12 protein-coding genes and 1 other RNA gene are annotated in these 11729 nt (G+C 60.7%); 7 read left to right on the top strand and 6 right to left on the bottom strand.

All coding sequences use genetic code 11. The features are described 5' to 3' along the window. The first annotated feature begins 69 nt into the window (after positions 1-69). The 4 genes from HY696_10885 to smpB are packed head-to-tail and all read left to right on the top strand — an operon-like array spanning position 70 to position 3283. A complete protein-coding gene (locus HY696_10885) occupies positions 70-927 on the top strand; it encodes a pantoate--beta-alanine ligase (GenBank protein ID MBI4238899.1) in 858 nt (285 codons plus the stop codon). A 10-nt stretch (positions 928-937) separates the two neighbouring features. Further along, positions 938-2224 (top strand): amidohydrolase family protein, encoded by a 1287-nt coding sequence (locus HY696_10880; protein ID MBI4238898.1) that lies wholly within the window; start codon positions 938-940, stop codon positions 2222-2224. Continuing rightward, entirely contained in the window at positions 2217-2822 is a 606-nt protein-coding gene (locus HY696_10875; protein ID MBI4238897.1) for a DUF502 domain-containing protein, read from the top strand. Before HY696_10880 ends, HY696_10875 begins: the two co-directional genes overlap by 8 nt. A 20-nt stretch (positions 2823-2842) precedes the next feature. Further along, positions 2843-3283 (top strand): SsrA-binding protein SmpB, encoded by a 441-nt coding sequence (gene smpB / locus HY696_10870; protein MBI4238896.1) that lies wholly within the window; start codon positions 2843-2845, stop codon positions 3281-3283. 8 nt (positions 3284-3291) lie between these two features. On the opposite strand, the gene HY696_10865 is transcribed toward smpB, so the two are convergent. Beyond that, the gene (locus HY696_10865; protein MBI4238895.1) at positions 3292-4218 is read right to left on the bottom strand and encodes an EamA family transporter; all 927 of its coding nucleotides are present in this window, start codon (positions 4216-4218) and stop codon (positions 3292-3294) included. A gap of 289 nt (positions 4219-4507) precedes the next feature. On the opposite strand from HY696_10865, the gene ssrA reads away from it, so the two are divergent. The 3 genes from ssrA (at position 4508) to HY696_10850 (ending at position 6792) form a co-directional block, all read left to right on the top strand. After that, positions 4508-4862, top strand: a transfer-messenger RNA (tmRNA) gene (gene ssrA / locus HY696_10860). A gap of 139 nt (positions 4863-5001) precedes the next feature. Next, a complete protein-coding gene (locus HY696_10855) occupies positions 5002-6309 on the top strand; it encodes a hypothetical protein (protein MBI4238894.1) in 1308 nt (435 codons plus the stop codon). Positions 6310-6339: 30 nt separating this feature from the next. Beyond that, entirely contained in the window at positions 6340-6792 is a 453-nt protein-coding gene (locus tag HY696_10850; GenBank protein MBI4238893.1) for a hypothetical protein, read from the top strand. On the opposite strand, the gene HY696_10845 is transcribed toward HY696_10850, so the two are convergent. The 5 genes from HY696_10845 to HY696_10825 form a co-directional block, all read right to left on the bottom strand. Next, positions 6767-7603 (bottom strand): YihY family inner membrane protein, encoded by an 837-nt coding sequence (locus HY696_10845; GenBank protein MBI4238892.1) that lies wholly within the window; start codon positions 7601-7603, stop codon positions 6767-6769. The genes HY696_10850 and HY696_10845 overlap by 26 nt on opposite strands. A 15-nt stretch (positions 7604-7618) precedes the next feature. Then, entirely contained in the window at positions 7619-8212 is a 594-nt protein-coding gene (locus HY696_10840; GenBank protein ID MBI4238891.1) for a MarC family protein, read from the bottom strand. Between the two features lie 96 nt (positions 8213-8308). Beyond that, entirely contained in the window at positions 8309-9820 is a 1512-nt protein-coding gene (locus tag HY696_10835; GenBank protein ID MBI4238890.1) for a hypothetical protein, read from the bottom strand. A gap of 159 nt (positions 9821-9979) precedes the next feature. Beyond that, positions 9980-10954, bottom strand: coding sequence for a hypothetical protein (locus HY696_10830; GenBank protein ID MBI4238889.1), 975 nt, complete (start codon positions 10952-10954; stop codon positions 9980-9982). Positions 10955-11221: 267 nt separating this feature from the next. Then, positions 11222-11590, bottom strand: a complete 369-nt coding sequence (locus HY696_10825) for a hypothetical protein (GenBank protein MBI4238888.1) — start codon at positions 11588-11590, stop codon at positions 11222-11224. Positions 11591-11729 lie beyond the last annotated feature (139 nt).

The raw sequence follows: 11729 nt of genomic DNA, 5'->3' as shown, positions 1-11729 counted from the left end.
TGCCCATGTTGAACTCCCCCTCACCCTAGCCCTCTCCCCAAATGGGAGAGGGGAAGCAATTGCGCCCCTATGCTCATTCTCCACACTCCACAACAGATGCGGACCCAATCGGCTGCATGGCGCGCGGCCGGGGAAACGATCGCGTTGGTCCCGACGATGGGCGCATTGCATGACGGCCACGCCAGCTTGCTGCGGGGCGGACGCGAACGCGCGGCACGGCTCGTTGCCAGCATCTTCGCCAATCCAACCCAATTCGGTCCGCAGGAGGATTTTTCCAAGTATCCGCGTCCGCTCAACGCTGACTTGGGCGTGTGCCGGGACTGCGGCTGCGACGCCGTCTTCGTCCCGACGGCCGACGCAATCTATCCGCCCGGCGATCAGACGGTCGTCGAGGTCACGGAACTCAGCCGTCCGCTCTGCGGAACATTTCGCCCCGGCCATTTTCGCGGCGTCGCGACTGTCGTCTACAAACTCTTGCAGCTCGTCGCCCCGGACTGTGCGCTATTCGGCGAGAAAGACTATCAACAACTCCAAGTCATCAACCAAATGGTCCGCGATCTATGGCTGCCGGTCACGATCATCCCGATGCCGATCATTCGCGAGCCCGACGGCTTGGCGATGAGTTCCCGCAACCGCTATCTCTCGCCGGAGGAACGCCGCCAGGCAACGGCCATTCCACAGGCATTACAGCAGATCGTCGTGCTGGCTGCACAAACCCGCGATGCGGCCCGGCTCGTCGCTGCAGGCCGCGAGCTGCTGGCGAGCGCCGGTATTCAACACATCGATTATCTGGAGATCGTCGACGCCACGTCGCTGGCTGCGCTGACACATCTCGACCGCCCCGCCCGCGCCTGCATCGCCGCCCATATCGGCACGACACGATTGATTGATAATGTGGCTGTTGCCGTTCCAACCCCCCTCTGTTAGAGTGCCGGCCATGCAATTAGTCACTGCGGCGCAACTCCTCCCGATCGACCAACCGGCCATGTCTAATGGAGCAATGATCATCAACAACGGGAAGATCCTTGCTGTTGGCACCGCCGCCGCATTGGCCGCGGAGCATCCTGCCGCAACACGCATCGATTACCCCGAACACGTAATCTTGCCGGGACTGGTGAACGCGCATCTGCATGTCGACATGGCCCAGTTTTATCCCCCGCATCCTGCGGCGGAAGGGAATCAGGAAGGCGGCGCGCCATCGCCGCATTTGCAGTGGCAGCAGGCCGCGCTCACGTTTCGTTTCGAGAATCGGCTCGATCACAGCAAAGAATCGATCCGCTATTGCGCCGAACGCCTGCAACACTATGGTGTCACCTGCGTCGGCGCACTGACCACGTTCGACGCCGCCGTTCCGCTGTTCGCGGGGACCGGCTTGCGCGCCGTCGTCTTCCCGGAAATTTTCGCCAGCCGCGCGGCGGAAGTCACGCAAGACCGGTTCGAAAGCGCGCTCGCACTGTTGGAAAAATACGCCGGCCACAGCGATCGGATCCGGTTCGGACTCGCACCGCTGGCCCCGTATTTATTGTCACGCCAAGTGCTCCATATCGTCAGCCAACACGTCGCCGGGGCCCAACTGCCACTTCAAATTCACGCCGCGGAATCGTTCGAAGAAATGGAATTTTTCTTCAACTCGAGCGGCCCGATCGGCACGGAACTCTTCCCCCTGTTCGGTTGGGGCCCCGCGACCGGCCAACCGTTACCGCCGCCGTTCCACAAGACGCCGATCCGCTACTTGGAAGAGATCGGATTTCTGGCGGCACATCCCACGATTGTCGGAGGCGTCCAGCTCGCCGCAGACGACCTGCCGATCTTACAACGCAACGGCTGTGCGGTTGTGTATTGCCCGCAAGCCGTGCGCCAATTCGGCTTAGGCGAATTCCCGTATGGCAAATTGCGGGAGCACGGCGTGCCGGTCGCGCTCGGCACGGAGGCACTGTTCACGCCGACCGACGGCGACCTCTGGGCCGAAATGCGCGCCGCATTACAAAGTGGCGGCATCGGCGCGACAGACGTCCTCCACATGGCCACACTGGGCGGAGCCCATGCGCTGCGCTGCAGCGACACCATCGGCAGCCTGACGGCCGGGAAGGCGGCGGATTATCTCGTGCTGGACCTCCCGCCACGCGAACGGGATCGCGGATTGGAAGAGGCGTTGGTCCGCTTCACCACGCCGCCGCAAATTCGTCATCGCTTCGTGGCTGGAATCGAACTTCCCCATGCTTAAACGGCTGCGCGCCCACTTTCGCACCACGTTCCTGGCCGGACTGTTGGTCCTGTTTCCGCTGGTCTCGACCATCTGGATCTTGCGCATCTTCGTGCAATGGGGCGAAGGGCTGTTCTTGGGACTCATCCCGCATTATTTTCAGCCGACCGCGCTGTTGGGCCTGCAAATCCCCGGGCTCGGATTTCTGTTAACCCTCTTGATCATCTGGTCGGTAGGGCTGGTCACACGCCTCTACTTGGCCCGTTCATTCATCGCACTCGGCGAGGCGATCGTGCAGCGCATCCCGATCGCGCGCGGGATTTATCAAGGAGTGAAACGGCTGATGCAACTCGTGGTCGGATCGCCGGGCCAGCATTTCAGTCGCGTCGTCATTGTCCCGTGCTTCAGCGAACATTCCCGCGCCTATGGATTCGTCACCGGCGAGACGGTCAACACCGACGCTCACGGCCAGACCGTGCGCTATGTGCGGGTGTTCGTGCCAACTACGCCGAACCCCACTTCGGGCTTTCTCCTGTTGGTGCCGGAAGCGGCCACCACGCCGACCGAGCTGAGCGTCGAACAGGCCAGCAAATTGATTATTAGTGGGGGGTTGGTTTAAGTGCTTACGCACTATTATTTATGACCCCCACCATCACCAATCGCAAGGCGAGTTTTCGGTTCCATTTATCGGACCGGTTCGAAGCGGGGTTGGTGCTCACCGGCAGTGAAGTGAAATCGTTGCGACTCGGGCGCGCCAATTTGGTCGACGCCTATGCCGTGATCCACAACGGCGCGCTTTGGCTGTTGAATTGCCACATCAATCCATATGAAGCCGCCAGCTACAACAATCACGAGCCGACGCGCAGTCGCAAACTCCTGCTCCATGCCCACGAGATCGAACGCCTCGGCGCCAAAATTAAAGAACGCGGCCTGACGCTCGTTCCGCTGCGTCTCTATTTTAACGCGCGCGGCATCGTGAAATGCGAACTCGCGCTGGCCAAGGGCAAAGCGGAATTCGATAAACGCGAGTCGATCAAGAAACGCGAAACGGATCGCTTGATGCGGCGCGCGTTGAAGTAATTGTTCCCTCACTGCAGCACTTGCACGGCATCGGTGGCGGCTTCGGCGTCTCCGGCGCAGGCGCGCAGCCGATCGCGTTGCAGCAGCACGACGGACGTGCCGACGCCCACCATGCCGATGAGTTGCGGCCATGCGAAGGATTCGCCGAACATCCCATACGCCAACAAGGCCGCAATCAGCGGTTCGACCATTCCGAGCAGGGTCGCGTGCATCGGGGGAAAAGTCCGCAGGCCCTGGAGCTGACACCAAAAGGGGAGCACGGTGCCTCCCAACCCGATAAAAACGAGCAGACCCCAGGGGAGTGCAGGCCACGCATGGACGGGAGGCACAGTGATCACGCCGCTACTGAACAATACCGCCCACCCGAAGGCCGAGATCGCAAATGCGTATCCGAGCATAACTCGACTGCTGAGCTGCAGCCGATGCCCTGCGGCGCCAAGCAGCACATACGCCGCAAATGCCCACGCACTCACGATCCCCATTGCCGCACCGTAGAGATTCACTTGCCAAACGGCGCGACGAGAACCTCCGACCAGCAAGACGCCGCTCGCCATCGCGAGCGACAAAAGTCCCACGAGCGCCAGGCGCAGCCGCTCTCGACCGCGGATCCACTGATACAGCGCCACCCAGAGCGGGGCCGTGTATTCCAACATCACCGCGATTGCGACATTCGTGGTGCGGATCGCTTCATAATACGCAACGCTCATGACTGAAATGGCCACGCCTTGCGCGATCACCAAGCGCAGTTGCGTCGGAGTTAACCGCAATGAAACCGCACGAATCACATTCCACATCCCGAAAACCACGGCCGCGAGCAGCGACCGCACTGCTGTGAGCAACAGCGGCGAGACCGATTCGTGAAAACTCACCTTGGCCACCGTCGCCGCAGTGGCCCAGAGGCAAGAGGCGAGTAGGATCCAAAAAAATCCGGACATCCACGTCCCCTATCACATTTTTCCCTTTGGCACAGAGGGGGCACGGAGTCGTTTGGGCTCTCGGGATATGTGCCGCGCGGGACACTGCAGCGTTCCCGCTAAACCGCAGAACGCATCGCTATCTTCATTTGAATGGGGACAGGTACCTTCAAATATAGATTTGGCGCCTGTTTGAAGGTACCTGTCCCCACTGGGAGCGATTTGGGAGGGAGGGGTGGAAATGTCAAATCCCGCCCTAGACAAACCCGCTACGCCCCGCTAGCATGGGGTTCTTCGTTCTTTCACAACTGGGGGCGAATAGGCTCGACGGAGGGATTCCGCGAGGTCCTGGCGCGCCGACCTGTCATCAAGTCGTTAAACCGATGGCAAAACCATACGTGCCAACGATAACGTTGAGTACGCCTTAGCGGCCTAAATTCCGCTAACGTTCCCTTCCTGATGTCTCCTACGGATACGGAACGCCACTAGGAGGCTGGTCGCGTGCAGGTGCTACTGGTGCACGCGATGAGAATAGCCCAGCGGCTGGCGATGTATCAACGACCTGTCTCCGGGCCGTGCATCGCGAGATTCAAACGGAGGCCACGCGCGTAGAGGGGGCTTCAACGACCTTTCGGACGGGAGTGCAAATCTCCCCGCCTCCACCATTCGCTCGCGCGGGCAAAGCCCGACGCTCGCTGAAGCACGCCCGGTGATCGCAATCACCGGGCATTTTTTTGGTTTCGGCATTCCCACAAAATGGTCATTGAGCTGCGGCCGGCTAACAGCGTAGACTTGTACTAGTACATGCGCTTTTGGCAAACAGTGACCGTCTGCAGTATCCTCGCCGGCAGTGCCGTGCCGAGCACGCCGCTGCACGCGGTGGAATTCAACCCCCTTCAACTCCTCCTCACGACGATTCCGCAACCCACGCTCTTCCGCGTGGTGCAAACGCTCGCACATTCGACCAGTCCCCCAGCGCAGCCCCCGGCCAATCGATGGTCGCCGCTATTGCAGCAGCACCGTTGTCTCGATCTCAGCGCCACGGACACGCTTCAGGTCCTCTTGGCCAGCGCCGGAGTGATCGGCGGCACTGGCGTCGGCGCGGAATTGACCCCTCCGAACCTTGATTGTGCGGCGGCGCAACAACAGCCCCTCCCGCAGCTCTGTCCGCGGATGGCCTCGCAGCGCGGCGTCACACTGGCGAATTTCGATCCGGCCACCACATCGGCCACTCCTGCGGCCGATTGGTACGACGGCCAGTGGGACACGCACAACAATCCCCCGGCCCGTGCCTGGGGGATTGCGCCGCACCAATTTGATGGCCACAACGTGCTGCGAATCGAGAACGTCACGACTCGCTTCGATTGGGAAGACGACGCCTTGCTAATCGGATACAGCGACGGCCGGCATGGTCTGCCGCAAGGCGACATCACCGAAGGAAGCTTAGGCACCGGCGGCGCGTATGCAAATTTTCATTACGCGGTCTTTCCGCTGACGGCTGCGGCGCAAACCGCGTACGCGACGTTGCTCGGCGTGCTCCCGGCTCCGCTCGCGACAGACCCGCCCGGCATGGTGGCTCGCGCCGCGAACGCGCTGATGCGCTGTGCGAAGGCACCGTGTGCGCCGCAACAACAACAGGCCTATCGCGCAATGCAATATCTGCTGCATCTCGCGGACGGCCGTCTCGACCGGATCGGAAAGGCGGATGAAGCCCCGCCGCAACAATATCACTCCACGCTGCCCGGCGCGTATTGGACGAAAAACGATGCCGGTTACGACCAGTGCGAATGGCTCGACACCGCGACGTTGGCACCAGTGCAGTCGATGGCGTATCGGAACTTCGGGATCTGGGATTGGGACATCGACACCAACGCCGCGTGTGTCGGCGTGCTGCTGTTTGAAGGCGATGGAAACGCACTCTTCTTGCAACGCCATGGACTCGATTTGATCGGCGACACGGATAGCCCCGACGACTTCGTCGGTCTCTTCACGGTCTGTCGCGCGGCCACGACGGCGACCAACGGACTCACGCTCACCAATTTCTCCGACGACTTGTCGATCACGTTTGCGACCGGGGAAACGAGTTGCAACGCGCACGCACCCCGCATATGATCCGAGCATCACACACCCCAGGGGGTATATATGCCCGCTTCGTATCGCCATACGCAGTTCGGCTATGTCACCGCGTTGCCATGCACAATCGTCGGCATTTGGTCATTCGGGAGTCTCTGGTGGATGCCTATTGAAGAGCTCTGGGTCCTCCGCCTCTTGGCAACCGTCGGCGTGGTCGCCACGATTCTCTGTTTCCTCTTCGCTTCGCTGAGCGTGGAGGTCGACAATGGCCAGGTGCGACTTCGGTTCGGTACCGGCACGATTCACAAGACGATCCCGCTCACCGACATCAAGACCAGTCGGATCGCGCGCAATTCCCTCCTCTATGGATTCGGGATTCGGCTCACCCCGCATGGCTGGTTGTGGAACGTCTCCGGTCTCTCGGCGGTGGAAGTGGAGTATCGGAATGGCAAGAAATTTCGGATCGGCACCGATCAGCCCGAGGCACTGCAACACGCTATTCAACAGCAATTGCCGGCTTAGGCGGCGTTGCTTCCGCTACCGCCACAACTTCGCTGCAATACAGAAAGATCGCGCTGAGGTAGAAGAGCCAGAGCAGCGACAGGACTAAGACGGTCAGCGGGCCATAAATCAGGTGGAAACGGTCGAATGTGTAAGAGAGGTAAATGTGGAAGGCGAAGCGCGCCAACCACGCGAGGGTGGCGAAGAGCGCGGCGGCCAGCCACACGAAACGCATCCGGGGTCGGGCGTGCGGGACGACACGGATCAGGAATGCGAACCAGACGCCGTGCGCCATCCAGAAAAAATGGCCGCCGCGAAACCACGCCGTCACTCGCAGTTCCACAGAATAGCGGGCAAGGAATTCGCCGAGACTGCTCAACAAAACTGGCGTGAAAAAGACCAGAGATGTGACGCCGATTAACACGACGGCTAGCAGTTGACTCCGCCACAGTCGGCGCCGCCGCTGTACGCGCAGGATCAGATCGAGCGTCCGCTCCAGGCTGGTAAAGAGCAGTGATGCCGACAATAACAGACAGGCCAATCCGACGCCGCCCGTGGTCACACGGCGCGCGACCATCCCCCGCAACAGGTCGACGAATCCAGACTCCACGCCCGGAATCGTTTCGCCAATCCACAACACGATCTGCCGGAAGAGATTTTCCGATTGGCCTAACAGATGGCCGAATACTGAAACCATCAGCAGCAGCAGCGGAACCAGCGACAGCGTCCCGAAAAACGCGAGCCCTGCGGCCAAATGGAGCGCGTTGTCGTCACGGAAGCGCCGCGCCGCATGCCATAACGTCCCGATGCTCGCTTGCAAAGATTCCCGCATGCATGACCTATGCTGTTAGTGACGCGACATCAGAGCGAGGACTTCCATGATCCCGACGCGCACCATCATGATCGCGATCGCGGCGAGGAAAAAGTGGACAACTTTGGAAATCGCGCGGATGGCGTTCACATGCAGCACGCGCTCCAACACGCGGCTGAATTGAAAGACGAACAACGAGACGGCCACATTCACGACCAGGCCTGAAGTCACGGCCCACATGGGATAGAGGTCGGCCAATAGCAGTAACGTGACGAGCGTCGCCGGTCCGACCATCAGCGGCACGCCGATCGGCACCGCGCCGATATGTTCTTTCAGTACGCCGGAATTTCGGGACTCCTCATGCATCACGCCAGAGACGGCGATGACGAACAGGACCAATCCGCCGGCGATTTTGAAGTCGGCTGGGCTGACGTGCAACACGGCCAGCAGCGGCTTCCCGAACCACATGAAGAGCAGCCCGACGACAAGCGCTGTCACGCCCGCCATCCGTACAACGCGCGCCACTTGTCGGCGGCTCATGTCGCTGGTGAGAGAGATAACGATCGGGACGTTCCCGACCACGTCCATCGCGACAAATAACGGCAGAAACGAGAGCCAAAAAGGTTTCATCGGCGGGAGAATACTCGGGAATGAGCATGGACGCAAATGCAGATCAGTATCGCCGCACCCGCGCGCAACGCCTGTTGCATAGAGCACGGCTGAGGTTCACTCACACGTCCCGGGGGCGTTCAGATATCCTGCAAAATAGCGCATGCCGAGGGTGTCGTCGAAGCTGAGGCCCAAGTGACAGATCTGTTCCGTCGTCAGCACGAGGAATTCCGCTTCGGAGACGCCGCTGAGACTGGCATTGGCGGCGGCCCAAGTGATCGTGCCACTCGCGGCGGTGGCGGGGATCGTGAAATACACGGTTTGGCTGGAATTGGTGTCGAGTCCCACGTTGAAACCGGCCGTGGCCTGATTCGCTTCCACTAATGTCGCCAGTTCGCTCACCGACGCGCTGGTCCATCCGGTCGACGTCTTCTTCCGCCATTCGTAACTGAGTCCCGACAAGGTACAACCGCTGGTGCAACTCGACGACGTCCGATCGAAGCGGATGAATGGGAAGATGCGTCCGGTCGGTGCCGTCAATTCACTGAGTGGCGGGGTCACGACGCCGGAAAACGTGAGCGTCTCGGAGCCGACGCCGAATGAAATTTCGCCATCGGGGAGTTCCGACGCGGCGCCAATATCGGTGCCGAAACTATAGTAATCGGAAAAACTCAATGAGGTCGTCGCGGCGTTCGTGCTGCCTGCGGCGAGCAGCGAGCCGCCTTCAGTGGTGACGGCATCGGCGAACGTCACGGTGCCGGTGGTCTCGGTCGAAAACGAGCTCGGATACGCGACATAGATGCCGGTGCTGCTGTACGTGGCCGTCGTTTGATCGGCCGCGAGGAAGGTGTCGAGGATATCGGCAATGCTGGCGCGACTGCCGGCCAGCGACATGTCGAAACGGACGTGGAAGTCGAGAAAATAGGGTACCGCATTCGACGTCGTCGAGGAGCAGTCGATCGCGCCGTCGTTATCGATGTCGGGGTTTTGGTAACGCGTGACGGTGTCATCGAGTGTCGCGAGGAGTTCGGCCACTGCGCTGTCGATGCCTAAATCGGCGACGATGTCGATCAGGTTACGGCTGGACGTGGCCGTTCCGCTGTCGGCGTCCATCGTGACGGTGGAAAGGTCCAGGCTCGTGGCCGTGCTGCTGGGCGCGAGTGCGTCGAGTTGATCGCTGACTAATCGTCCGACGACCATCGACGCGCCACTTTGCGCGCGGTCAATGAAGACGACCATCCAGGGTTGTCCCGCTTCGAGGGTCAGGTCGAATGTGCCGTCGGAGGCCACCGTGGCTTGCCGGCAGCTTGCGCCTTGAACGCCCGGGCTGATCGCGATGGCGTCGGTGGGCGTTGTGGCCACGCTCTTCAAACCGCCGACCAGCGATCCGCTGGTGCCGGATGCAATCGTACCGCTGAGGCGAAACCCTTCGCTGTTGGAGTCGGAGTTGCTGTCATCGTCGCTGCCGCTGTCGTCGGCAGTGCTATCGGTCCCGTCCTCCGTGGTGCTGTCGGCGCCGCTATCGCTACTGCCGCTCGTAGGGACCGAGGTCCCGCATTGCATGCACAGTCCCATCGTGCCGAAGCACAACATGATCCGTCCCCACCGCCACATCGTGTCATGCACCATGAGTCCCCCGTTCATCCGACGTGTTGATCAAGCCTTGGCTCGCACGATGACAGCATCGTAGCCTGCGCGGATCCATTTGTCACAGGGTAACTGGGTACCTGTCGGACGCACGCTGGATGATCGACAGGTGTCGCACCGAAAACGTTTTTTGCACGGGAACTACCGATGAGTCTCTTGGATCAGCACGAAGAGCTGCTGGAAATCACGCAAGTGGTCGGTCAACGTGGTCGGGTGGCCAGCGAGGAAGCGACGCGCGATGGCTTCGCCACGTGGGCCGGCCTTGTGAATGGCGCGGAGGATTACGGCGGTGCGAGGATCGGCGCTCGCAGACGGCAAGTCGCGTGATTCGCGGCTTAACTGCCAATGGCGCGCGCCCGCCAATAGATCGGCGTAGACCGATTCGCCGCGCCGTGGCCACGGACGGCCGGGATAGACCGCGCTCCAACGGGCTTGGACGACGGCGTCGCGGCCCAATTTCCGCCAGAGATTCCCTTCGCCGGTCTCATGCGTCGATCGGAAAAATTGCAGCAAGCCTCGCGAACCGGCGCCGTTACGGCGCGGGTCGGCCTTGCATTGCGCCAGTTGATCCATCGTGTATCCCAGCGCCGGACAGACTGCCCCGTATTCCGGGTTGTAGCGATCGATCTTGCCGCCGGTCTCAGTGAACATCATGCCGTACAGCAACGCGGCCGATTCGCCCATCTCGGCGGCCACATGTTCCACCATCGCGGCGAGATGCGGATCTTCTTCGAGAAAAACATCCATTCCCCGTTGACGGACATAGTCGTCCGTAAAGGAACGGCCGGCGAGCGACTCGGCCCTGGCCGCCGCATCGAGCGCTTGGAGGTCATTCGCGGGATGGGGCGGTTGCACCGGCGCCGGAGCCGGTCGTTCGACCCACAGCGTCCGCCCTTCGCGACGAAACACGTCGGTAGAGAGCGACGTATCCCCCACATGCACATACTCCCCATCGACCTGCGACGCCGGGCCATAGGCATATTGCACCGGCGCGGCGGCCTTCCCGCACTGCCACGTCGAGGTCCCGACCTCTTTTTCCCCGCTCTGGACCGACCACTGCGAGAGCCGTCGGCACTCCTCGCCGTGGAAGATCAGCCGCTCCACCCGCCTGGTCATGCAAATCCCCCCGTATCCCCTCTTAGTATCGGCCCAACACCCCAAGGAGTTGCGCACCTCCACCACACCCCACACCTGTGACTAACCTGCTGATATAAAGCTGATTTGCCTATCGACTTTTAGCAGGCCATGCTGCCAGCATGGCCTGGTGGCAGGCTACGTGACCAGTAGATTGCTGGACTTCGGCAAAATAAAGAACGGCCCAAGTCAACCCGGCGGATATTCGGGTCAAACCAGGCCGTTGTTTCCCAGGTACCGTTCTTGGGACTATTTAGCGGTCTTCATTGCCTTATCGGTTGGCGTGCATTTGAGCGTTTCGCCGCTCAGTACACAACGATATTGTCGATGTTCGGCGCTGACACCATTCACACGCGCCAGCTGCACTGCCGAACTTCCAGACAGCTGATCTTTCCCGCTCAGTAAAGCCCGAAACGCCTCATCGCCACGATCAATTCCAACGCTGTAGTTCCCCACCCTTCGAAAGGCTTGAACGCGCGGTTTTTTCTTTACGAACTCTACTGCGAAATCAGCATCTGCTCGTACCAGGGCCCGTGCCAATTTCGCCGAAAGGGGTTCGCTTCCTAATCCGTAACCTCGTGCTGCTACCCGTTGTGGCTCAACTTTCGGCGGTGCCATCAGGCCTCCTTTGACCTCACATTGATCCCGCTGCAACTGTTCAAAGTCACTTTAGTCAGTTCCGGGCGCGAGTCGAGAACTTTTCGGCGTGATTGAGTAGGTTATTGACACGTCTCGGCTTTTTTCGCTTATAAGGGCC

Source organism: Deltaproteobacteria bacterium, assembly GCA_016210045.1.
In the GTDB taxonomy this organism is placed as follows: domain Bacteria; phylum UBA10199; class UBA10199.
Note: the sequence above shows the minus strand (reverse complement) of the source record. Positions and strands in the feature narration are given on the sequence as shown.

Bases quoted from the DNA above. Each gene is read 5' to 3' on its own strand.
- HY696_10850 (MBI4238893.1), top strand. From the start codon at position 6,340: ATGCCCGCTTCGTATCGCCATACGCAGTTCGGCTATGTCACCGCGTTG.
- HY696_10865 (MBI4238895.1), bottom strand. From the start codon at position 4,218: ATGTCCGGATTTTTTTGGATCCTACTCGCCTCTTGCCTCTGGGCCACT.
- smpB (MBI4238896.1), top strand. From the start codon at position 2,843: ATGACCCCCACCATCACCAATCGCAAGGCGAGTTTTCGGTTCCATTTA.
- HY696_10840 (MBI4238891.1), bottom strand. From the start codon at position 8,212: ATGAAACCTTTTTGGCTCTCGTTTCTGCCGTTATTTGTCGCGATGGAC.
- HY696_10835 (MBI4238890.1), bottom strand. From the start codon at position 9,820: ATGGTGCATGACACGATGTGGCGGTGGGGACGGATCATGTTGTGCTTC.
- HY696_10830 (MBI4238889.1), bottom strand. From the start codon at position 10,954: ATGACCAGGCGGGTGGAGCGGCTGATCTTCCACGGCGAGGAGTGCCGA.
- HY696_10855 (MBI4238894.1), top strand. From the start codon at position 5,002: ATGCGCTTTTGGCAAACAGTGACCGTCTGCAGTATCCTCGCCGGCAGT.
- HY696_10880 (MBI4238898.1), top strand. From the start codon at position 938: ATGCAATTAGTCACTGCGGCGCAACTCCTCCCGATCGACCAACCGGCC.
- HY696_10845 (MBI4238892.1), bottom strand. From the start codon at position 7,603: ATGCGGGAATCTTTGCAAGCGAGCATCGGGACGTTATGGCATGCGGCG.
- HY696_10825 (MBI4238888.1), bottom strand. From the start codon at position 11,590: ATGGCACCGCCGAAAGTTGAGCCACAACGGGTAGCAGCACGAGGTTAC.
- HY696_10885 (MBI4238899.1), top strand. From the start codon at position 70: ATGCTCATTCTCCACACTCCACAACAGATGCGGACCCAATCGGCTGCA.
- HY696_10875 (MBI4238897.1), top strand. From the start codon at position 2,217: ATGCTTAAACGGCTGCGCGCCCACTTTCGCACCACGTTCCTGGCCGGA.